At 68.5% G+C, this 22,647-nt stretch carries 19 protein-coding genes; 10 read left to right on the forward strand and 9 right to left on the reverse strand.

The features are described 5' to 3' along the window. Positions 1-336 precede the first annotated feature (336 nt). Positions 337-2,502, forward strand: a complete 2,166-nt coding sequence (locus NVU01S_RS10215; RefSeq protein WP_244467105.1) for a transglycosylase domain-containing protein — start codon at positions 337-339, stop codon at positions 2,500-2,502. A 73-nt stretch (positions 2,503-2,575) separates the two neighbouring features. Then, entirely contained in the window at positions 2,576-4,351 is a 1,776-nt protein-coding gene (locus NVU01S_RS10220; protein WP_052280167.1) for a glycosyltransferase family 87 protein, read from the forward strand. Here NVU01S_RS10220 and NVU01S_RS10225 read toward each other — a convergent pair. Together NVU01S_RS10225 and NVU01S_RS10230 are read right to left on the reverse strand one after the other, a co-directional pair. Further along, the gene (locus NVU01S_RS10225) at positions 4,333-5,961 is read right to left on the reverse strand and encodes a TerD family protein (protein WP_043664336.1); all 1,629 of its coding nucleotides are present in this window, start codon (positions 5,959-5,961) and stop codon (positions 4,333-4,335) included. The genes NVU01S_RS10220 and NVU01S_RS10225 overlap by 19 nt on opposite strands. A gap of 31 nt (positions 5,962-5,992) precedes the next feature. Beyond that, complete coding sequence (locus tag NVU01S_RS10230) at positions 5,993-7,408, reverse strand: TerD family protein (RefSeq protein ID WP_043664106.1); 1,416 nt, start codon at positions 7,406-7,408, stop codon at positions 5,993-5,995. 242 nt (positions 7,409-7,650) lie between these two features. Between NVU01S_RS10230 and NVU01S_RS10235 the strand changes: the two genes are divergently transcribed. The 4 genes from NVU01S_RS10235 to NVU01S_RS44570 all read left to right on the forward strand — a co-directional run bounded on the left by NVU01S_RS10235 (position 7,651) and on the right by NVU01S_RS44570 (position 10,687). After that, positions 7,651-8,274, forward strand: a complete 624-nt coding sequence (locus NVU01S_RS10235) for an AIM24 family protein (RefSeq protein ID WP_043664108.1) — start codon at positions 7,651-7,653, stop codon at positions 8,272-8,274. Positions 8,275-8,284: 10 nt separating this feature from the next. Continuing rightward, complete coding sequence (locus NVU01S_RS10240) at positions 8,285-8,989, forward strand: AIM24 family protein (protein ID WP_043664112.1); 705 nt, start codon at positions 8,285-8,287, stop codon at positions 8,987-8,989. A 2-nt stretch (positions 8,990-8,991) separates the two neighbouring features. Then, positions 8,992-9,756 (forward strand): AIM24 family protein, encoded by a 765-nt coding sequence (locus NVU01S_RS10245; RefSeq protein ID WP_014989055.1) that lies wholly within the window; start codon positions 8,992-8,994, stop codon positions 9,754-9,756. A 118-nt stretch (positions 9,757-9,874) separates the two neighbouring features. Continuing rightward, on the forward strand, positions 9,875-10,687 hold the full coding sequence (locus NVU01S_RS44570; protein ID WP_063775915.1) for an MFS transporter: 813 nt from the start codon (positions 9,875-9,877) through the stop codon (positions 10,685-10,687). 128 nt (positions 10,688-10,815) lie between these two features. Here the strand turns inward: NVU01S_RS44570 and NVU01S_RS10255 are convergent, their stop codons facing one another. Further along, the gene (locus NVU01S_RS10255; protein WP_043664115.1) at positions 10,816-11,754 is read right to left on the reverse strand and encodes an NAD-dependent epimerase/dehydratase family protein; all 939 of its coding nucleotides are present in this window, start codon (positions 11,752-11,754) and stop codon (positions 10,816-10,818) included. A gap of 47 nt (positions 11,755-11,801) precedes the next feature. Next, positions 11,802-12,599, reverse strand: a complete 798-nt coding sequence (locus NVU01S_RS10260; protein ID WP_043664117.1) for an MBL fold metallo-hydrolase — start codon at positions 12,597-12,599, stop codon at positions 11,802-11,804. A gap of 46 nt (positions 12,600-12,645) precedes the next feature. On the opposite strand from NVU01S_RS10260, the gene NVU01S_RS10265 reads away from it, so the two are divergent. Beyond that, positions 12,646-13,098 carry a MerR family transcriptional regulator gene (locus NVU01S_RS10265; RefSeq protein WP_043664120.1) on the forward strand — a complete coding sequence of 151 codons (453 nt, stop codon included), beginning with the start codon at positions 12,646-12,648 and terminating at the stop codon, positions 13,096-13,098. Between the two features lies 1 nt (position 13,099). On the opposite strand, the gene NVU01S_RS10270 is transcribed toward NVU01S_RS10265, so the two are convergent. From NVU01S_RS10270 to NVU01S_RS10285, 4 genes are read right to left on the reverse strand one after another with little or no spacing between them, the layout of a single operon-like run. Then, on the reverse strand, positions 13,100-13,948 hold the full coding sequence (locus NVU01S_RS10270; RefSeq protein WP_043664122.1) for an HAD family hydrolase: 849 nt from the start codon (positions 13,946-13,948) through the stop codon (positions 13,100-13,102). 50 nt (positions 13,949-13,998) lie between these two features. After that, the gene (locus tag NVU01S_RS10275; RefSeq protein WP_082031812.1) at positions 13,999-16,485 is read right to left on the reverse strand and encodes a phosphoribosyltransferase; all 2,487 of its coding nucleotides are present in this window, start codon (positions 16,483-16,485) and stop codon (positions 13,999-14,001) included. Next, positions 16,482-17,696, reverse strand: a complete 1,215-nt coding sequence (locus NVU01S_RS10280) for an HpcH/HpaI aldolase/citrate lyase family protein (RefSeq protein WP_175068884.1) — start codon at positions 17,694-17,696, stop codon at positions 16,482-16,484. The genes NVU01S_RS10275 and NVU01S_RS10280 overlap by 4 nt, the downstream gene beginning before the upstream one ends. A 13-nt stretch (positions 17,697-17,709) precedes the next feature. Beyond that, entirely contained in the window at positions 17,710-18,927 is a 1,218-nt protein-coding gene (locus tag NVU01S_RS10285) for a hypothetical protein (RefSeq protein ID WP_082031813.1), read from the reverse strand. A 145-nt stretch (positions 18,928-19,072) separates the two neighbouring features. Here NVU01S_RS10285 and NVU01S_RS10290 point away from each other — a divergent pair, with 145 nt between their 5' ends. The 3 genes from NVU01S_RS10290 to NVU01S_RS10300 all read left to right on the forward strand — a co-directional run bounded on the left by NVU01S_RS10290 (position 19,073) and on the right by NVU01S_RS10300 (position 21,674). After that, the gene (locus NVU01S_RS10290) at positions 19,073-19,648 is read left to right on the forward strand and encodes a TerD family protein (RefSeq protein ID WP_014989064.1); all 576 of its coding nucleotides are present in this window, start codon (positions 19,073-19,075) and stop codon (positions 19,646-19,648) included. A gap of 209 nt (positions 19,649-19,857) precedes the next feature. Next, positions 19,858-20,958, forward strand: coding sequence for a DUF475 domain-containing protein (locus NVU01S_RS10295; RefSeq protein ID WP_043664128.1), 1,101 nt, complete (start codon positions 19,858-19,860; stop codon positions 20,956-20,958). A gap of 92 nt (positions 20,959-21,050) precedes the next feature. After that, the gene (locus NVU01S_RS10300) at positions 21,051-21,674 is read left to right on the forward strand and encodes a TerD family protein (RefSeq protein WP_043664131.1); all 624 of its coding nucleotides are present in this window, start codon (positions 21,051-21,053) and stop codon (positions 21,672-21,674) included. A 1-nt stretch (position 21,675) separates the two neighbouring features. Here NVU01S_RS10300 and NVU01S_RS10305 read toward each other — a convergent pair whose 3' ends face one another. Then, the gene (locus tag NVU01S_RS10305) at positions 21,676-22,575 is read right to left on the reverse strand and encodes a DMT family transporter (protein ID WP_244467095.1); all 900 of its coding nucleotides are present in this window, start codon (positions 22,573-22,575) and stop codon (positions 21,676-21,678) included. Positions 22,576-22,647 lie beyond the last annotated feature (72 nt).

A 22,647-nucleotide genomic window follows, 5' to 3' on the forward strand; every position in this document is an offset into this window, starting at 1 on the left:
CCGCAGGGGCGTCCCGCGCCCGGCGCGCCGAACGCACCGCAGGCGACCCAGCGAATCGAACGCGCCAACCTGCCCAACAACGCGGTGGCCGAACGCAATCGGCGCGGCGCACCGCCCACCGGCCCGCGTCCGGCCGAACGGGCCCGCCGCGTCGGCGACCCGGCCAACGGCACCGGCGAACGCCGCAAGACCGCGGGCGGACCGCCCTCCGGCCCGCCGCCGCGGCGCAACGGCGGCTCCGGTGACGGGTCCGGCGGTGGCTCCGGCAAGCGTCCGGGGCAGAAGAAGAAATCACCGTGGCGGATCGTGCGGCGCGTCATCTACGTACTGATCGCGATGATGATCCTGATCCCCAGTGGCGTCTTCCTGATCGCGTACACGACAGTGTCGGTACCCCAGCCGCAGGATCTCAAAACCAATCAGGTGGCGACCATCCTCGCCGCCGACGGCGAGTCGGTGATCAGCAAAGTCGTTCCGCCGGAAGGCAACCGGACCGACGTCACGATCGACAAGATCCCGCCGCACGTGCGGTACGCGGTGATGGCCGCCGAGGACCGGGACTTCTACTCCAATCCGGGCTTCTCGATCTCCGGTTTCGCGCGCGCGGCCCGGGACAACGTGCTCGGCCGGGAGAGCGCGGGTGGTGGTTCGACGATCACCCAGCAGTACGTGAAGAACGCACTGGTCGGTGACGAACGCTCGCTCACCCGCAAGATGCGCGAGCTGGTCATCTCAGCCAAGATGGCGCGCCAGTGGAGCAAGGACGAGATCCTCGCCGCGTACCTGAACACCATCTACTTCGGTCGCGGCGCGTACGGCATCGATGCCGCCGCCAAGGCCTACTTCGGCAAGCCGGTGCAGGACCTCACGCCCGCCGAGGGCGCGGTGCTCGCCGCCACCATCCAGCAGCCGTCCGGCCTGGACCCGGAGAAGAACCCGGAGGGCGCGAAGACCCGCTGGAACTACGTGCTCGACGGCATGGTCTCCGGCGGCAACCTTTCCGCCGCCGACCGGCAGGCGATGCAGTACCCGCAGGTGGTCCCGGTCGCCACGACCAAGGACAAGACCCTCGACACCGGCCCGGAGGGCCTGATCAAGTCGCAGGTGCTCAAAGAGCTGACCGCGGAAGGCATCAGCGAGCAGCAGCTCAACACCGCGGGCCTGTCGATCACCACGACGATCGACCCGAAGGCGCAGAAGGCCGCGGTCGACGCGGCGCAGAAGAAGATGCAGGGCGAGCCGGAGCAGCTGCGCACCGCGGTCGTTTCGGTGGATCCGAAGACCGGTGCGGTGCGCGCGTACTACGGCGGTGAGGACGGCCAGGGCTGGGACTTCGCCAACGCGGGCCTGCAGCCGGGTTCGTCGTTCAAGGTGTTCGGTCTGGCGGCGAACCTGGAGCAGGGCGTGCCGCTGTCGCAGCTGTACGACAGCTCACCGCTCACGGTGAACGGCATCAAGATCACCAACGTGGAAGGCGAGCAGTGCGGTATGTGCACCATCGCCGAGGCGTTGAAGCGCTCGCTGAACACCAGCTTCTACCGGATGCAGATCGACATGGGCAACGGCCCGAAGAAGATCGCGGACATGGCGCACAAGCTCGGCATCCCGGAAGCCATTCCCGGCGTGCCGAAGACGCTGACCGAACCCGACGGCTCCGGCCCGAACAACGGCATCGTGCTCGGCCAATACCAGGTGCGGGCGCTCGACATGGCTTCGGCCTACGCCACTTTGGCCGCGTCGGGCACCTATCACAAGCCGCACTTCGTGCAGAAGGTCGTCACCGCCGACGGTCAGGTGCTGCTCGATCGTGGTGAGGTCGCGGGCGAACCGCGGGTCTCGGCCGCGGTCGCCGACAACGTCACCGCCGCGATGAAGCCGATCGCGGCCTGGTCGCGCAACCACAACCTGGCCGGTGGCCGGGAGTCGGCCACCAAGACCGGTACCGCTCAGCTCGGCGACACCGGGGAGAACAAGGACGCCTGGATGGTCGGCTACACCCCGTCGCTGTCCACCGCGGTCTGGGTGGGCAGCGTGGACGATTCCCCGCTGCGCAACTACGGCGGCGGCATGATCTACGGTTCCGGCCTGCCTTCCGATATCTGGAAGGCCACGATGGACGGCGCCCTGCAGGGCACGCAGAACGAGACCTTCCCGAAGCCGGCCCCGATCAAGGGCCAGGCGGGCGTGCCGGAGTGGTCGGCCCCGTACACCCCGCCGTCGACCACCGAGGCGCCGTCGATCCTGCCGCCGATCTACATCCCGCCGACGATCGACACCCCGTTCGGCCCGATCCCGCTGCCCGGCGGCCAGCCGCGACCGCAGCAGCAGCAACAGCAGCAGCCGCGCAACGAGCAACCCGAGAAGCCGGACGCCGGTCCGCTCCCGGGCCAGCCGGTGGCTCCTTCGGACGGATCGTCGCCGACCGCCACCGGTGCGCCGCGCCCGGGCACCAACGGGCAGGGCGATACGAACGGGACTCCCCCGACCACGCGCAGCAGGTAGGTCTGGTCGGGTGACCAGGGGGGAACAGGTGCGCGACGCACCCGACGGTGATCGCCCGGTAGCCTCGGGTGCCGTGACTGATCAGCAGCTGGTGGATCAGCGGGCGAACGGGAGCGGACCGCACGCGAGTGAGGCGCCTTCCGGCACGGCGTATTACGTCGCCGCCGGCCCGCTCGCGCCGGACCTGCGCTCGGCCGACGCCCGCGATCGGCCCAGTCGCAACGACTCGCTGACCGCGCAGCTGTCCACGGTGATCGGCGGTCCGGTCGGTGAGCACGCGCTGATCGGCCGGGCCCGGTTCTGGACCCCGATGCGCGTGCTGCTGGCCTTCACGGTCGTATTCCTGGCGTTCGGCTGGTTCGGCAAGGCGGGCTGCATCCAGCAGACCACCACCGCCGACGGTGCGCTCACGCTCGATTGGAACAACGGCCGCCAGTACGTCGCGATGTGCTACTCGGATACCGTGCCGCTCTACGGGGCCGAGCGACTGAACGAAGGCGCGTTCCCCTACAAGAAGTTCTGGATCGAGCAGACGCCCGACGGCGGCCGCGAGACCAGGTACATGGAGTATCCGGTGCTGTCCGGTCTCTACCAGTACCTGTCCATGCGGATCGCCAAGGCCTGGGACATGACGCCGCTGCCGGGCGCGTTGCAGGTGGTGATCTACTTCAACGTCGTCGCGCTCGGCCTCGCGCTCGCCTGGCTGGTCACGGTGTGGGCGACCGCGCAACTGGCCGGGCGCCGGGTGTGGGACACGGCGCTGGTCGCCTGTTCACCGCTGGTGATCGTGCACATCTTCACCAATTTCGACGCGCTGGCAACGGCTTTGGCCGCGACCGGCCTGCTGGCCTGGGCCCGCAGGCGACCCGCACTGGCCGGGTTGCTGCTCGGGCTCGGCGGCGCCGCCAAGCTGTATCCGCTGCTGTTGCTCGGCCCGATCGTGCTGCTGTGCCTGCGCACCGACCCGCTGCAGCGTATGCCGAGCACCCAGGCCGGCCTGCGGCTGCGTGATATCGACAGCGTCGCGGCCGCACTGGACTGGGTGCGCGAAACGCCCTACCGCGTGCACCTGCTCGGCGCGCGCCCGCTCGGCGCCGCGGCGGTCACCGTGACGGCCGCGCTCGGCACCTGGATCGTGGTGAACCTGCCGATCGCCGCGCTGTACCCCACCGGATGGCGAGAGTTCTTCCGGCTCAACACCTCCCGGCACGCTGACCCGGACTCGATCTACAACGTGATCACCTCGTTCACCGGCTGGGCCGGTTTCGACGGGCAACTCGCGCACGGCGAACCGCCGGTGATCCTGAACGCGGTATCGCTGCTCGCGTTCATCGCGGCCTGTGTGGCGATCGGCTACATCGCGCTCACCGCGCCGCAACGCCCCCGGCTCGCGCAGCTCTGTTTCCTGGTGGTGGCGGCGTTCCTGCTGACGAACAAGGTGTGGAGCCCGCAGTATTCGCTGTGGCTGGTGCCGCTGGCCGTGCTCGCGCTGCCGCACCGCCGCATCCTGCTCGCCTGGATGACCATCGACGCCCTGGTCTGGGCGCCACGCATGTTCTACTACCTCGGCCTGGACAAGAAGGGCCTGCCCGAGCAGTGGTTCACCGGCACCGTCGTGCTGCGCGACCTCGCGGTGATCGCCCTGTGCGCCTTGATCGTTCGCCAGATCTATCGCCCCGGCGAAGACCTGGTGCGTCGCGACTACGTGGACGACCCGATCGGCGGCGTCGTCGACCGCGCGCCCGATCCGCTGCTGCCGTGGCTGCCCGAGGTGCTGCGTCCCCGGGTGGCGCCCACCCGCGCATGGCAGCCGCAGGTGGACGCGTCCGCTCAGTGGGTGCGCAGGTAGCGCGCCAGCCGCTCCGGTTCCTGGGAGAGCAGATCCAGATCGAGCTGCCAGGGGCTGCCGGTCCACGGATCGAACAGCGGCGTCCCGGCCACGGTGGGCAGGTGCCGGCACGACTGCGAGAGCATCGCGACCGTGGTGTCGGTGGAGTCGGATTCGTCGCTGCCGACGATCACCGTGGACAACCCGATCAGGTCGCCGCGCATGATCAGCGAGCCGATCCGTTGCGCATCCGAACTCTGGTATCCGTGCGGGAAGTCGGCCGCGATCAGGATCCGGTGTTCGCTCGGCGGGCTGCCCATACCGCTGGTGAACGCGAGCTCGGCCAGTTCGGCGGCCTGGACCAGTTCCTGTAGCCGCGCGGAGATTTCCGTGTGGTCGGTGATCGGCGGGCCGTTCAGCACCGGTGCGAGCGGTTCGGTGAAACTGGTGAAGGCTCCGGTCAGGTCGATGATGTCGACCACGGTGCGCCGGTCCGGCGCCGCGGTGAGGAGCCGGGCGAGCAGCGCGCCGACCACCGGCGCGACCGCCTGCGACGACTCGGTATCGATCCACAGCGGCCGATTCAACGGCACCGGAACGCAATACGGCACGCGCAGCGCACCGCGTTCTTGCGCGTACAGCTCGCCGAGCCGGATGCCGTCGCTGGGGGCCACCGGCTTGTCCCACGCCGGCGCGTCCCAGGACGCCAACGCGGGCGGCAACATCAGGTCGGCGTCGGCGAGCTCACGGACGAGCTGTTCGCTGTCGCGCTGATGATTACGCTCGGCGGTGGCGATCAGTTCGTCGTTGCGCTGCTGGGCAGCGCGACGTGCCGCGTCGGCGGCCGGCGTGTTCCTGGTCGCCGGATCGGAGACGGCGGCGGACAATTCGTGATCGAGCCGTTTGGCCGCGTAGTCCCGCGCGGAGACCAGCGCCGCGGCCGAACGAGCGGCATCCTCGAAGATCATCCACAGCCGTTCCAGGCCGTGCCCGACCTCCGTCGGCGCGGCGGTGACCGAGCGGGCCTCGCTCGCCATCGGCCCGGCCATGGTGTGCGCGACCGGGCCGGAGCGGGACACATCCGCCGGCTGCGGCACACCGCCGGTCTGCGCGGCCGAACCGGTCTGCGCGGCCGGGTCGGCGGGCTCGTCCTCGACGTCGACGCCGTGCGCGGTCAGCAGCACCGCGAGCCCGCCCGCATACCCCTGACCGACCGCACGCAGCCGCCACTCGGGCCCGCGCCGGTACACCTCCAGGCAGATCAGCGCCGCCTCACCGGCAGCCGGGGCCACCACGAATTCCGCTGTCGCCGAACCGTTCTCGGACAGCGTCGCGGTCACCGTGCCGAGCCCGCCCGGCCGCGCGGGCACCGCCGGGTCGGCGCTGACCACCAGCAGCACCGCCTTGGCGTCGGCGCGGACCTCGGCGAGCGTGACGGTCACCTCGGCGTCGGCCAGCGCCACCCCCGCGGTGGCGGGCTGGTTGTAGAAGACGAAATCGTCCGAGGAGAACACCTTCAGGTTCTCGGCCACCACCAGCGCCGAAACATCCAGTGCCGCTTCGGCATGCGCGCCGAACCGGACGATATCGCCGGTCAGCGGCACGTTCTGACCGGCTTTGAGTGGAATCACGTTGTCTGCCTTGCTGTCCGCGCTGCCGAACTCAACCGTGCTGCAGGAACCGGCCGAGGTGCGGCATCGCCTCGCCCGGATGCTTCGCGGCGAAGCCTTCACCGATCGCCTGCATCTTCCAGTCGTTGCCGACCCGGTAGACCTTGGCCATCGCCATCGCGGTGAACGGCATCCCGCCGGCCATGGTGTACCTGGCCAATTCGGCGTTGTTGGAGCCGTCGACCAAGCGGCAGAACGCATTCTGGATCTGCTCGAAGGTGTGGCCCTTGTACGAGGTCACGATGAACACCAGCGTGCTCACGTGCGCCGGGATGCGGGTGAGGTCGACCAGGATCACCTCGTCGTCGCCCTCGCCCTCACCGGTCAGATTGTCGCCCTGGTGCCGGATCGAGCCGTCCTTGGAGGTCAGCTGCCCGTAGTAGGCGACGTCCACCGGGTTCATATCGGCGAACAACACCACCGACGCGTCGAGGTCGACGTCCACGGTGCGGTTGCCGAACATGCCGCGGCTCTTCACCGGATCCCAGCCGAGACCCATCTTGACGAAGGTCAGGGCGGTGCCGCCCTCCTTGCGCAAGGTGACCCGCTGGCCCTTGGTCAGGCTGACCGGGCGGTCCTTGCTGAGACTGACCTCGGCGGGCGGCTGCTGCGGCGGCGGCGCGACCGGTTGCCCCGGCTGCTGGAAGCCCTGCGGCGGGCCCGGCGGCGGGTACTGACCACCCGGACCGGGCGGCGGCGGGTAGCCGGGCCCCGGCGGCGGGTAACCCGGGCCGGGCGGCGGGTAGCCGCCCTGCGCGAACTGCGGGTCCTGCTGCGTCGGGTACGCGGGCGTGGTGGGCGGCGGGTAGTTCGGCTGCTGCTGCGGGGGCGGCGGCTGCGTCGGGTACGCGGGAGGCGGCGGAGGCGGCGGCGGGGCGGCCTGGGCGGCGGGCTGCGCCGGCGAATCGTCGACCGTCACACCGTGGTCGGTGACCAGCGCGGCGAAACCGCCGGCATAGCCCTGGCCCACGGCACGCACCTTCCAGCTGCCCTGCCTGCGGTAGAGCTCGAGCGCGATCACGATCGACTCGCTGCTCAATCCGTCGATCTGGTACTCGTACAACCGATTACCGGCCGTGTCCGACACGATCGCGGTCGGCGCGGGGAACCGGCCGAAGTTGCTGTTCGCGTCGTCCAGCGTGATCACCGCGCGGATCTGATCGATGTCCGGCGGCACCGAGTTCAACGACACCGCGAGCGAGGCGGGCTGTCCGGCCGGCGCGGGCTGCAGGTTCACCCCGGGCCCGCTCGGCTGGTTGAAGAAGACGAAGTCCGCGTCGGAGCGGACCTTGCCCGTTTCGGTGACCAGCAGCGCGGACAGATCCGCCGGCGCCGTGAGCTGGATGGACACCACCACGTCGTTCGTGGCCAACGGACCGTTTTGGCCCTTGGCGAGTGTTGCGGACAAGTTCGACCCTTCGCTTGTCGGTGCGTTCGATGCCACTCTACGAGAAACGTGCGGGACACGGTTCAGGTAAACGCCGCCCCGGCCCCGTCAGTTCTGCGGGCATACCGCCTGCATTCACCCCGGATGGACCGGATCTGTGGATAGAATCCGTCGCGCTGCGCCTATCAAGGTGACGAAACGCGGGCGGAATGTGGCGCGATTACCCCATATTCACTGACAAGAACAGCAGGGCAGACACCCACATGGCGCAACTTTTCGAACAATCCAAGAAGGTGATCGAGGCGCACCTCGCCGGAACCAGCCTCCGCGCGATATCCGGCTCGATGGTCGCCTACGAGGGCAACGTGCAGTTCAAAGCGGCCGGTTTCGGCGGCGGCGACGGCGTGATCGCCGGACTCAAGCGCCGGGCCACCGGCGAAAAGCTTTCACTGATGGAGTGCTCCGGCAACGGCCGGGTGTTCTTCGCGGTCAACGGCCAGCACGTGACCGTGGTGAATCTGAACAACGAGACCCTGCAGGTGGAATCGCAGCAGCTGCTCGCGTTCGCCGGCAACCTGCGCACCGACGTGCGCTTCGCCGGTCTGCGGGGCGCGTCGACCGGCGCCGGCCTGTTCACCACCACGGTGACCGGTCAGGGTCAGGTCGCCCTGTTGTCGGCGGGCGGTCCGCTGATCCACCTCGAGGTGTCGCCGCAGTATCCCCTGGTGGTCGACCCCGACGCGTTCGTCGCGGCGCGCGGCAACCTCAATCAGTCGTTCATCACCGATATTTCGTGGCGGACCGCGGTCGGCCAGGGCGCCGGCGAGACGTTCTCGCTGCGCTGGGACGGCCAGGGCGTGGTGTTGATCCAGCCGGCGGAACGGTAAGGGCGAGTAGATGTTCGAGAAAGTCAACGGCAAGGTCGTCAAGGTCAACGTCGGGATGTCGGGCGGCGTGGTCGCTCGCACCGGCGCGATGCTGTTCTACACCGGCGACGTTTCCTTTGCGCCGCACCAGATTCCGGGCGGTCAGGGCATGGGCGGCGGCGGTGGTGGGCTGATGCGCATGGCGGGCCGCATGATGGCCGGCGAGCACGAACGCACCATGCTCGCCCAGGGCAACGGCGAGGTGCACTACGGCTACGCCGGGCTGGAAGTCCACGTGGTGCACATGCAGCCGGGTGCGACGCTGCGGGTCGAGGCCTCGCGGCTGCTGGCGAACACCGCTGGCTTGCAGAGTTCGATTGTCTCCGTGATGAGTTCGGGCGGCGGCGGTGGTGGGGGCGGCGGACTCATGGGCGCGCTGCGCGGCGCCGCCTCCGGCGCGCTCACCGGGCAGGGCATGTTCACCACCCAGCTCTCCGGTCAGGGCTCGGCGGTGCTACTCGCGCACGGCGGCTTCCTGGAATTACCAGTGGGCGGGCCGAATCCGATCGTGGTCGATCCGCAGGCCTTCGTCGCCGCGTACGGCAATGTGCAAACCGAGCTGAAGACGGCACTCAGCTGGCGCGACGCGGTCGGCCGCGGTGCGGGCGAGGCGATGCAGTTGCATTGCGTCGGACAGGGTGTGGTGTACGTGCAGGCCTCCGAAGAGAAGTTGTGACCATGGCTGACATCTTGAACCCGATGAATCTCGGGGACAGCGACAACATTCCGGGCAACAGCTACGCGTACTGCATCGACTTGAACAAGCCCTGGTTCATGCGCAAGGGCGCGATGATCGCCTACTACGGCGACATGCGTTTCCAGACGCTCACCCACGGCCTGCAGGGCGGGCTGCTGCACATGGTGTCGCAGCAGTTCTCCGCGCCGCTGTTCACCGGCGACTACGTCGTCGCCGAGGGCCACGGCAAGCTGATCATCGGCGACCGCGGCTACGACATCAATTCCTATGACCTCGAGGACAACGGCAACCTCACCATCCGCGCCGCCAACCTGCTGGCGTTCGAGCCCGGCCTGTCGCTGAACCAGTCCATCGTGCCCGGCTTCCTCACGTTGATCGGCACCGGCAAGTTCCTCGCCTCCTCCAACGGTCCGGTCATGTTCGCCGAGCCGCCGCTGCGGGTCGACCCGGAATCCCTGGTCGGCTGGGCCGACTGCCCGTCCCCCAGCCATCACTACGACCAGCGCTGGATCGGCAGCTTCCTGGCCGCGGGTGCGGCCCGGTTCGGCGTCAACTCCGGTGAGGAGCGCCAGTTCGATTTCACCGGCGCGGGCACGGTGCTGATCCAATCCAGCGAGAAGGTGCTCAGCGACGAAATGCTGGTCCGCACCATCGAGGGGCAGATCCAGAGCGGTATCACGCCGCCCGGCCTGCAACGGCTGCAAGCCACCATCATGCAGCAGCTCGGCAACCAGCAGCACTACTGACCGACCGACCGGCGACCCGGAGGAGGGCGGATCCTCCGCCGGGTCGTTCGTTCGGAGGATCCGGGGCGCCGCGGCGCGCGATTAGCTTTCCGGCAGGACTACTTGCCGGGAGGCCACCATGAGCGTCGGGTTGCTGATCGCCGTTTTGGTCGGCGTGCTCGTGCTGATCGTGAAGCGGTTCGCCGGAGAGCCGGTGGACGCGCGGGACACCTTCCTCACGCCGTTGATCCTGGTCGGCATCGGCGGGTACAGCGTCGTCCATGTCGAAGGGCTCAACGGCACCGATATCGGATGGCTGGTGATCGGCGCGGTGATCGGCATCGCGTTCGGCGCGGTGCGCGGCACCACCACCGTCCTGTTCGAACGCGACGGCTACCTGTGGCAGCGGTACACGGTGAAAACCCTTGTCGTATGGGGTGTCTCGACCGCCGCGGGCTTCGGCGTCAGCGCCCTCGGCAGCGTCATGGGCATGCCTCCGGAGGCCCGGCCGATCACGCTCTCGATCGGCGTCGGCATGCTCGGCGAAATGCTCACCCTCGGCCTGCGCGCACTGGCCACCGGCGTCCCCTTCGCCCCCGCCAAGCCCACCGGCGGATCGTCCGACAGCGCCGGCGCACAAGGAAACTCACCGACCCTCGACCGTTTCCTGCGCAACCTCGGACACCCCGGCTCGGCCCCGCGCGAGAGTCGCCCCCAGCAGTGGTCTGATCGCTCCCCGCAGTACCGCCCCCCGTCCGAAACTCAGCACGAACACCCGAACAGGTCAGGCAACGCCCGACCCGACCACTCCCCGACGTACTTCGAGCCGGACCACCACCGACCCGAACCGGACGACATTCGGCAGGAACACCCGAGCAGGTCCACACCCCGCCCCGACCACTCCCCCACCTTCCGCGACGGCGTCGACTGGCTACGCACCCACCGCCGGTAAGCCAGCACCGAATTCCCGCACCCCGCCTGAGCTTTCGCACCCGCTGCGGCAGGCCAGAGCGGGTGCGCGAAGTCAGAAGTGGTGCGTGGTGCCAGACGAGGTTCGTGCGGACAGCAGCGGTGCGTGGTTCAGGAGGAGGGTGGGGTGGGGCGGGCGGACCAGGCGTCGCGGAGGATGGTCGGGATCGCGGAGTGGGTTGGGGTCCAGCCGAGTTCGCGGTGGGCCCGGGTGCAGTCGCTGATCAGACGGGGTGGCTCCGGCTGCGCCGGTCGGTATTCGACGGGGATGGGACGGCCGGTCACCTCGTGCGCCGCGGCGATCAATTCGTTGACGCTGGTGCCGGTTTCGCTGCCGATGTTGTATGTCCGGCAGGGCACGGGTGCGTCCCGCTCGACCGCTGCGACGAAAGCCTGTGCGGCGTCGTGGATATGGACGTAGTCGCGGACGGCGGAGCCGTCACCGTTGACGGCCGGCATCGGGCTCTCCCCTGCCGCGGCGGCGAGGATACGCGGGATGATCCGGGTCGGATCGCGATCGTCGCCACCCGCGATGTTGAACAGGCGCAGGACGATCGCATCCACTGCCCCGGTGGCGGCGTGGGCGGCGATCACCGATTCGGCAGCGGACTTGCTCGCCGCGTAGGGATGGGACGGGCGGTCCGGCAGATCTTCGGACATCGGCTGCACCTCTGGTGCCCCGTAAATCGCAGCGGTGGAGGCGAATACCAGCTTGCGGGCTCCGCACTCGCCCATCGCCCGCAGCAACGCGACAGTACCGCCCACGTTGACCTCGAAGTAGCCGAGCGGATCGGCGAACGATTCCCGAACCCGGGTGCGCCCGGCCAGATGGCAGACGATGTCCATGTCCCGGACGGCCGCGCCGAGCGCAGCGGTGTCGCGCAGGTCGGCGGGGCGCACCGGCACGCCCGGCGGCACATCCGCCACCCCCGGCGGCACACCCGCGCCTTCGCGCCGGACCATCCCGACCACTTCGTGCCCACCGGACCGCAGCGCGGCGACCACCGCCCCGCCCAGGTAGCCGTTCGCCCCCGTCACCAGAACCCGCACGCTTCTCCTCTCGGCACCTGCATAGTGCCAGGTCGCGCCGACGGCGGTCAGTTGTAGCCGCTGAACTCCCACGGGTCGTGGGCGCTGAACACCGACACCTCGGCTCCGTGGTCGCGGACGAGTTCACGCAGCCGCGCCCGGGTGCCGACGCGCAGGTCGTGATGCACCTCCGAGCTGGTCTGCACGACGTCCATTACCGGGTGCGGGTGATAGGGCTGGGTCAACTCGCGGTGGTAGTAGTAGGCATCGCCGCAGTGCAGCAGCCACCGATCACCCTCGCGCACAGCCACTCCGGTGTGCCCGGCCGTGTGTCCGCCGAGCGGGATGAGCTTGAAGTCCGACGGCAAGCCCGTCAACGGCGTTGCGCGGAAACCGAACCAGTCTTCGTCCCCATCCGGGTGATAGGTGACCCAATCGGGGCCGTGCGCCCAATGTGCGTCGCGGTACCGGAAGTTCGGACCTTCCGCCTGTGCGGCCGCCAGTTCGGCGGCGAGCACGTGCACCTTCGCCTGCGGGAAGTCGGGCAGGCCACCGCAGTGGTCGACGTCGAGGTGGGTGAGGATGATGTGCCGGACGTCGGCGGGCGCGTAGCCGAGGCGGGCGACCTGCCGGATCGCGGTCTCTTCCGGATCGAGCAGCGGCTGGGCCATGGCTACCCAGTCCGTGCCGAGTGTGCCTGCCGGGTCGCGGACATTGTCGAGACCGAGCCCGGTTTCGACGAGAACCAGGCCGTCCGAATCGGTTTCGACCAGCAGGCAGTGGTTGACGGCGGGTGCGGGCTGCGGTCCCGGGTAGGTCGCGTCGATCTGCCGCAGCGATCCGCAATTGAGGTGGTGAATCTTCATGGCGAGTAGTGTTCAACTTGAAGCGCGCTTCAAGTCAAGGAGAACCATGGCCGATATTCTGCTGGACATCGCCGAGGTGGCAGAGCGCTGCGGCCTCGCGCCTTCGGCGCTGCGGTTCTACGAGCAACGCGGCCTGATCGCGTCCGCGGGACGCAACGGACTGCGCCGGACCTACCACCCGGACGTGCTCGGCCGCCTCGCGATGATCATCTGCGCCCGCGAGGCGGGCTTCACCCTCGCCGAGATCACCCGATTCACCCGCGCTACTCCCGGCGACACCGATATCCGGGCGAACATGGCGCAGAAGGCCGTCGATCTGGAGGACGACATCGCGCGACTCATCCGCATGCGCGACGGCCTGCGCCACGCCGCCACCTGCACGCACGAGGTGCTGGTGGACTGCCCGGAATTCAAACGCACCCTGGCGAATCCGGCCCCGCGCACCGCCCGGACGCGGAAATCATCGGGCACACCACGACGTCGTTCCGGGGCGGCCTGACTCAGTCCTGCTGCTGCGGTGAGCCTTTGATGAACCAGTTGATGATCTCCTCACCCGCGAGGATGCCGGTGGCCCGGGTGATCGTGAGGTTCGGATGGGTCCAGTTGAGATGTTCGAGTTCGCCGTGCCTCGGGCGGATGGCGTAATCGGCCGCACGTAACATCTCGGCGTCCAGCGCACCGTCCCCGGCGGCGAAAGTCCTTGACTCGGTGGCCAGTTCGCCCGACTCGAGCAGCCTGCGACGCACCTCGGCGACCGCGTGGCTCTTGCAGACCACCTGCGGCATCGTGTAGATCTTGCGGCCCTGCTGCGAGGCGGACCAGCCCCGCGGGCGGCACCATTCGTCCCATTCCGCGAGGAATCCCTCGGGCACTTCCTTGGGGCGAACCACCAGGTAGCAGAACAGATCGTCGGCGACACGGAATTTCGACACCCACGAATCGCCGATGCGGGCGCGGAGTTCGGTGGTGATCTCGGACAGGGTCGCGCCGCCCGCGCGCACCTTGGCGTCGATATCGATGCGCCAGCGCAGATCGGGCACGCCGTCGACCAGAATGTTGCCGCCGTTGCTGGTGATGGCGTAACGCCATGGCGCGCCGGGCAATTGGATGCGGTTGAACTGTTTGATGGTGCGGGTGGTGGTCGGCACGACCGCGGCCGGCTGGGTGAGGGTCTGCATGCGGAGCGCGGCGGCGGTCGTCATGAACGACAGCGGGGCGCCCTCGAGGTGTTCCACGCAGACCGTCGGCACCTCGGGGTGCGCGCTGAACGCGTTGCGCGAGTAGATCATCGTCCGGTCCAGGTCGGTGGCGACCAGCGTGTGTCTTCGTAGTCGACCCAGCTCCATCATGCACCCAGCTCCATTATCCAGTCGGTTCCATCATCATCTGAGCTGCTCGGTCACGACTGCACGTCCTTGATCAGCCCCATGCACGAGTACGCCAAGCCGGGCACCACCTCGACCGGCACCCCGCGCGCGGCGGCGAGCAACCGGATGTGCGCGTGTTCGGGTGCGTCGGCCTCGCGCACCAGCACCCGCCACGGCAGCCGGCGCAGCAGCACCCGGGTGGTCTCGCCCACCCCCGGCTTCACGAAGTTGACGCTGGTGATGCCGTATTCGGCCCGCACCTGCTCGACCGACGCCCACCCGGTCCAGGTGGGTGTGCGCACGCCGGCGCGGACCGCGGCGACCGCGCCGGGCACCCGGTCACGGACCGGGTCGAACGCGGCGGCCACGGTGTCCAGCAACCGGTTCGACACGTCGTCGCCGGCCAGTTCGCGATAGAACTTGGCACCGTGGAACTCGCCGGGCCCGATCAGTTCGTCGTTCAGTACGGTGCGCGAGATCAGGCCGGAGACAGTCGAATTGAGGCAGGCGGAGGCGATGAGGAAATCGTCACGGGTGCCGTAGGTGCGCACGCAGTGCCCCGGGTCGGCGAGCACGGCGAGTTCGTCGTTGAAGCGCGCGCCGCCCGCCGCGTGGTAGGCGTCCAGCGCTTCGGTCAGCTCGTGCGTGATCGCACCCTTGCCGGTCCATCCGTCCACGAACACGATGGACGACGGATCATGATGTGCCGCAAGATAATCCAAGGCCACCGCGTCGATACCACGACCGCGCACGATCGAGACGGCATAGTGCGGCACGTCCAGCGCGGGCAGGCCCGCGGCCCGCCCCGACCGCAGCCAGCGCCGCATCAGGATGCCGATCGGCGTCCCCGCCCGGGCGAGCGAGACCAGGACGATATCGTCGCCGCGTTCGGCCACCACGAGTTCGGCGACCGTCGCGACCGCGAGCGCCAATCGCTCGGCGCTGTCGGCGAGCACATCGTCGAACAGCGCGCGATAGGCCGCGTCGGGCTGGTATTCGATCGGCAGCGATTCCGCGTAGTGCGCCACCCCGGCTTGGATCCGCCGTTCCCGTTCCACGACATCGGCTTCCAGGTCGACGGCGGAGAGGTCTTTCAGCAGCCAGCACACCTCATCGGCCGCGTACGAACCGAATTCCGGGCCGTACAGCGGCGTCGGTAGTCCGGTGGACGCGACCTCGGCCGCAGTGCCGGTACGCAATTCGGCCCGCGCCGCATCCAGTGCCCGCGGATCCGCGCCGGGCAGCACCGCGACCACGACGTCGGCGCCGGAGGCGGTCAGCACATCCACCAGACCGCCGTCGGCGACCAGCTCGTCGGTATCGGCGGGCGGATCGATGACGACCAGCAGCACCGGGTCGGCGCCGGTGCCGCCGTCCCACTGCGCGTTGTACAGATAGCGCGGCGCTTCCCGATCGGATTCCGGTGCGGTGAAACGGAATCCGCGGCGAAGCGGATACCCCGGCTCGTCCAGCACATACGCGGGCGAGCGGGTGGTCGTCTGATACCGCACCGGCGTCCCGGCGGCGGCGAGTTCCGCCGCCAGTCGCAGCGGCAGATACATCAGTTCCTCGTGCCCGAGCACGATGACCGGCCGAGCCGGAAACCGCGCGCCGAGCCGAGCGCGCAACAGGTCGGTGACCGTCGCGAGGGCCGCGTCGAACGCCGCGAGGTCGGCGCGCAGCACGCCGTGCCGTCCCCCCTCGGGCACCGCGGCGGGCCAGGGCAATTCCAGCCGGGTGAACGAGCCGCGCTGTGCGGCAACCGGATTGAGCGTGGCTTCGGGAAGTTCGGCGACCGCGTCCACCAGTCCCGCGGGCAGCACGGTCTGCCCCGAGGCCAGGCATACGGTGTCGATCCGGACGCCGATATCGGCGGCCGCCCGCTCGAACGCGGCGCGGTCGGCCTCGACTCGCATATCCACCAGCGAGGCGAGCACATAGTGCGAACGCGGCGAAAAGGCGTGCAGCGCCCGAATCGCGTCGAGTGCCGTAGCGCCCGTGGATATTTCGTCGTCGACCAGAACCAGCGGCAGGTCGTTGACAAAGATATCGGCGGGCACCGGCTGCAGTTGATGCGAGGTGGCGTGCGAATGCCCTTCTTCGAAACCGGTGAGCGTGTCGGCTTCGGCGACATCACGCCGGGTCGAATGCAGATATCCGACGGCCCCGATCCGTGCCGCGACACAGTGGCCGAGTCCGGTTGCGGTCTCGGCGAATCCGAGCACCAGCGCGTCGCGCGCGCCGAGCAGTTCCCGCACGAGATCGCCCAGCCGGTTACCGCCCTCGAGCACCACGCGGGGGTCGGTGGGCAGGTGTTTCCCGAGCACGGTGGAGACGAGCAGGTGGGCGCGGCGCTTGTTGCCCCGCCGCAGCCCGGGCTGGATCAGCGCGGCGATGTCCAGCTCCGCGGGCAGCACCCCGACCGGGGCGGTGCCGAACGATTCCGCGTGCTCCAGCTGGATGCCGAGATTCTTGGTAGCCCAGGGAGTTTCGATCACCTCGAGGGCGGCGCCGCTCATACCTTCACCATCGCGGTCAGCAGATCCACGAACGACACTCCCTTGTTGGCCACGCCGAACACCCGTGCGCGCAGCAAGGTCTGCCGGGCCCAGCTGCGATGCGGCCGCATCTCGTTCATCTTGTTCCGGTAGCCCGAGGCCGCGACCCCGCCGACATCGACCTGCAAGATGTCCAGCGCGTCGGAGTACTCCTCGTGCGTCACCACCGACAGTGCGTGCACCGCCGCCACGTGCGACGGATGGATCACCGTCTTGCCCTGGATACCGTTGGCCCGGTCCAGCGTGATCTCGCGCAGCAGGCCGTCCAGATCCCGGCTGACCAGGTACTGGCGGAACGGCACCGCGTCGGATTCCTCGAACGGCGCGGTGCGCAGCAGCGGCCGGAACATGCGTTCGTGGTCGGCGAAGTACTCCCAGACCGGGCCGGTGATGACGAAACCGGTGCCGTCCGCGCGGCCCAGATAGTTCACGATGTCGCCGATCACATCGGCGACCACCCGCACGTCGTAGATGGTCAGGTCGCGGTCGCGCCGGATGCCGAAGGTCGAGCACATATCGGTGGCGCCGACCCGCACGGCCAGCACCCGGTCGCGATGCGCGCCGAGCAGTTCCGCGATCCGGGTCAGCTCCTGATCCCGGGTCTGCCGGTGCACCAGGCCCGCCGATTCGAGCACCGGCATGCCGTAGATCGGCCGATCCAGTCGCCGCACCGCGGCGCTCAACGCCTCCAGATAGCGCGGCCCCGTCGTGCTGTCGAACTTCGGGAAGACGAATCCGGTCAGCACCGAGGCGCCGGCGTCCAACTGCTCGACGATCTCGGTGATGGTGTCCGCGTCGCGCACCCGGACGAACAGCAGCGGATTCGAATCCCCGTTGTGCGCCAGCGCATCCAGCGTGCGCACCGTCTGCGACTTGGCCAGTTCGACCTCGTGATCGGCGACCGCGTCCTCGAGGTCGATCACCATCGAGCACACGCCGCGTTCGGCGCGTTTGCTGATGGTCAGCGCGAGGTCCGGCCGGGTCGCCGGCGCATAAAGGGTCGCGCCCAGCGCGACCGCCAGTAATTCCCGATCGGTGTGGTCGTCGCCGAACGGCTCGGGCTCCCGATGGAAAAGACTCCGTACGTCCGGACCGTGCAGCTGCCGAAAGTGGCGCAGCGGCATTCGCTTCCGCAGGGAAACTTCCCGCTGGACGGCGATGCCTGCGGTCATCGTTGGTCCATCCTCATTCTCGTCGTGGTCCTGCTTGCTTTCTCATTCGATCTACCACCCCGGCTATGAAATCCATGACGGTATCCAGCTCCGTCACATACGCCCAATAGTCGGGGTGCCGCCCCGACAGGCTCTCGCTGATTCGATCGATCCGTACGGCCTGCGCGTCGAGCACAGAACCCCATTCCGGGACGAGCTCGCGACTCACCGCGAGCATTTGCGCGTCCCGCAGCCGAAATCGTACGGCCTTGGCCTTCTCTTGCGGGTCGGACCGGACTTCCCGCAGCAGAGTCAGCCGTTTCGTGACGGCGTCGACCTGCTGCTCGGCCTCCGTGAGATACCCGCGGGCGGACGTGGTCAGATCAAGTGCAATCTCCGGGTTGTTCTCCGCCGCTGCCGCACGCGCCCGGGCCAGGGCATCGTCCGCGGCCTCGATGGCTCGCTGGCTTTCCCGCTCATTGTCAGCCAAGTCTGCCGAACTCGCAGCATTGAATTCGCGCAGCAGGGCCGAATAGGCCGGGCCGAGCCCCTCGGCCCTGGTCCGGGCCGCGGCCAGCCGGGTGGTCACCGAGGCGACCGCGGTTTTCGCCGCGGCGGCCCGAGATGGGGCCTGCGCCAACGCTTCTGCCAATGCCTTGGTGGTCGCCTCCAGCCGGTTCGCGGCATCCCGCACCGTCCCGGCCGGAGCCCCCGGACCTGCGGCTTCGAGTGTGACGAGGGCCTCATCCACGGCTTGGGCGCGTTGGCGGACCGAGGGATAGTTCGCGAACTCGGACTCGGCCGCCTGCCTGCGCACGCCCGCCGCGCCGATCTTCACCTGCTGGGCCAGCTGCGGCACCGTGCCGAGCACCCCGACCGCCTGCTCGAGTTGGGCCTGGTTGGCGCGATAGAACTCGTCGACGGCACGGGCCGCCTCGACCAGCTGCCTGGTCACGGTGTCGGCCTGCGCCGGCCCCTGCGGCATCGGGGTCGCGTCGCGTTCGACCTGCTCGAGCTGCTCGGTCAGGGTCAGATACGCGCCCGACGCGTCGTAGCAGCGGCTGCGCACCGGCTCCCAGCGCGCGGCCAGGCGCCGCTCCGGGAACACCTGCTCGGACGCGTGCACCGCCGCCTCGGCCGCGCTCTGCCGTCTGTCCATGTCGAGGAACGCCGACGCCAGCGACTGTCGCGCCTGCTCGATCCATTCGCTGTTCCCGGCTGAGCGGAACCATCCGCGCCTACGGCCTACCACGCCCCGATCTTAGAGATCTCCTCTGTTCACCGGGGGTTCTGCGGGTTCCTACGCAAGTTCGCGGAAACCTACTACTGTCGTAAGGCGTACCCGGCGATTCGGACATGCTGGGAACCAATGACGGACTATTGAAAGGGAATCCCGCATGGGTGTCAGTTTGTCCAAGGGCGGCAATGTCTCGCTGACCAAGGCGGCGCCTAACCTCACCGCCGTCGCAGTCGGCCTAGGGTGGGATGTGCGGACCACCACCGGTACCGACTTCGACCTGGACGCGAGCGCGATCGCGACCGGCGCGGACAAGAAGGTGCTCTCCGACCAGCACTTCGTGTTCTTCAACAACCTGAAGTCCCCTGAGGGCGCGATCGAGCACGCCGGTGACAACACCACCGGTGAGGGCGAAGGCGACGACGAGGTCATCAACGTCGACCTGGCCAACACCCCGCCGACCATCGAGAGCATCTTCTTCCCGGTCTCGATCTACGACGCCGAGACGCGGCAGCAGTCGTTCGGTCAGGTCCGCAACGCGTACATCCGCGTCGTCGACCGCAGCAACAACAACGAACTCGCCCGCTACGACCTCACCGAGGACGCCTCGACCGAGACCGCGATGGTGTTCGGCGAGCTGTACCGTAACGGGGCGGAGTGGAAGTTCCGCGCCATCGGCCAGGGCTACGCCTCCGGCCTCGCGGGCATCGCCCGTGATTACGGCGTGAACGTCTAGGAATAATTCGCGGTTGCAGGGGGCCCGGCGACGGGCCCCCTCGTCGTGCGCTCAGGATTGTCCGATTTGTCGGGAACGCTGACGGGCGCAGCACCGTTGGACAAGCGAGGGTTCTCCGGCCACGCTGGTACCGGCGGCGCCATCTCGGCTACATCAGATAAAGCGATCGGACGGCAGACGTCCGGCCGACGCAAACGAAAGGTCCCCGCGTGGTCCTGCGAATTTTCGGCATGTCCATCATCGTGACGGTGCTGTCGCTCGTCGTGGCGTTCCTGTACGGCGGACCCACGGCCCTGGCACTAGCCGCGATCCTCGGCATCCTCGAAGTGTCGCTCTCCTTCGACAACGCTGTCATCAACGCGACAGTGCTCGAGCGGATGAGCGCGTTCTGGCAACGGATCTTCCTCACCATCGGCGTGTTGATCGCCGTGTTCGGCATGCGCCTGGTCTTCCCGCTGGCGATCGTGTGGATCACCGCGGGCCTGGACCCGGTGAAGGCGCTGGATCTGGCGCTGAACCCGCCCGCGGACGACGCGGCCTACTTCCCGAACGGCGATCCCAGTTACGAAACCCTGCTCACCGACGCGCATCCGCAGATCGCCTCGTTCGGTGGCATGTTCCTGCTGCTGCTGTTCCTGAACTTCATCTTCGAAAAGCGCGACATCACCTGGCTGTCCTGGCTGGAGCGCCCGCTCGCCCAGCTCGGCAAGCTCGACATGCTCTCGGTGGTCGTCGCGAGCATCGGCCTCATCCTCACCGCGGAACTGGTCGCGGCCGAGGACGACCGGTCCACGGTGCTGCTCGCCGGCCTGCTCGGCATGGTCACCTACATCGTGGTGGACGGGCTCGGCTCGATGTTCCACACCGAGGAGCACACCGGCGACGGACCGTCGGAGCTGGTCAAGGCCACCGGTAAGGCCGGATTCTTCCTGTTCCTCTACCTCGAGGTGCTCGACGCGTCGTTCTCCTTCGACGGCGTGATCGGCGCGTTCGCCATCACCTCCGACCCGATCATCATCGCGCTCGGCCTCGGCCTGATCGGCGCCATGTTCGTCCGCTCGATCACCGTCTACCTGGTGCGCAAGGGCACACTGGCCGAGTACGTGTACCTGGAGCACGGCGCGCACTGGGCGATCGGCGCGCTGGCGGTGATCCTGTTCGTCTCCATCGGCGTGCACATCAACGAACTCATCACCGGCATGGTCGGTATCGCGTTCATCGGTGCGGCGTTCATCAGTAGCGTGCTGCGCAACCGGCGGGAGAACGACAAAGAAGTCGACAGCGAACGAGAGCCGACCCCGGTAGGCTGATTTTCGGCAGGCAGCCGAAAGACTCGTGCGGCAGCGGCCCCTCCTGCGGGAGGACCGCTGCCGTTCCCATTTCTTCCGAGGGGGATCGCGCCATGGCGACCGACAGCAACGCCGGTGGGGTCAACCTGTCCAAGGTGACCCTGTCCAAGGCCACGCCCAGCATCAACCTCACCAAACCCGGTGAGCAGCAAGGCGCCATGCGGGTGAACCTGAACTGGTCGGCCGGCTCGAAAGGCTTCTTCCGCCGGTCCAAGCCCGTCGACCTCGACCTCGGCTGCCTCTACGAATTGGCCAATGGCAACAAGGGCGTGGTGCAGGCGGTCGGCAACAACTTCGGCTCGCTCGACGCCGAGCCCTATATCCAGCTCGACGGTGACGACCGCAGCGGCACCGCCACCGGCGGCGAGAACATGCACATCAATCTCGCTCGCCCCGAACTGTTCCGGCGCATCCTGATCTTCGCGTTCATCTACGAGGGCGTACCGAACTGGGCCGCCGCCGACGGTGTGGTGACCCTGTACCCGACCTCCGGTCCGCAGATCGAGGTCCGGCTCGACTCCCCTGTCGACGGTGCGCGCTCCTGTGCGATCGCCCTGCTGCAGAACCAGGGCAACGGCATCACCGTGCATCGCGAGGTGCACTACATCAACGGCGCCCAGCAGCAGATCGACGAGGCCTACCGCTGGGGCATGAACTGGCACCGAGCCAGCAAGTAGCTCAGCGCGCCGCGAGCACGGGCCGCGGTACCGGTGACCGCACCGCAGCCGGTTTGCGCGAGGCGAACACCAAGCCGAGCAGCCCGACACTCAGGCCGGCAAAGGTCAACGGCCGCACCGGCTGATCGATCAACACCCAGGCGAGCACCGCGGTGACCGCGGGCGTGGCGAAGAACAACCGGCCGACCCTGGTGGCGTCCCAGTACCGCAGCATCGCGTTCAGCAGCAGGAACGCGGCCATCGAGTTGACCAGCACCATCCAGGTGAGCGCCCCGGCGAAGCCGGGCACATCCCACACCTCGAGCTGACCGGTCAGCACCGCCAGCACGCCGGCGACCGGCGCGCTCACGAGCACGTGCACCGCCGTCGACGCCCGCGGATCGACCTCGGGGACGAATCGCTTCTGATACACCGTGCCGATGCTCAGGCCGAGCAGGCCGAGCACGCACAGCAGCAGGCCGATCAGCGAGAAGGTCGATTGGTCGAGGACGGCCAGCCCGACGCCGACCCCGCCGATCCCGAAGCCGAACCATTGCCGCGCCGAGACGCTTTCGCCGAGCACCCCGGCGAACAGCGCGATGACCACCGGATTCAACCCCTGGACCAGCGCGATGACCGCGGCGGGCACGTGCTCGTTCATCGCGGTGTAGAAGGCGCCGAACTGCACCGCCTGCATGAGCAGCCCGGCGACGCCGACGTGGCGCAGCTGCCTGCCGCGCGGCCAGGTGGCGTGTACCGCAACGGCATACGCCGCGAGCAAGAGGCCCGCGATGGCGAAGCGGGCGAACAGCACCGTCATCGGCGGCGCCGCGCCGACGCCGATGATTCCGGCGATGAAGGCGCTGCTCCACAGCACGACGAACAGCGGCTGCACCGCCACCGACCTGAATTGAGTCCGCACGTACCCTCCCGGAGCTAACCGCCTTAGATGGTTACTACCGTGACAGCTCGTTGAATAACCTGTCAAGGTGGT

It is taken from the genome of Nocardia vulneris (genome assembly GCF_001613425.1).
GTDB lineage: Bacteria > Actinomycetota > Actinomycetes > Mycobacteriales > Mycobacteriaceae > Nocardia > Nocardia vulneris.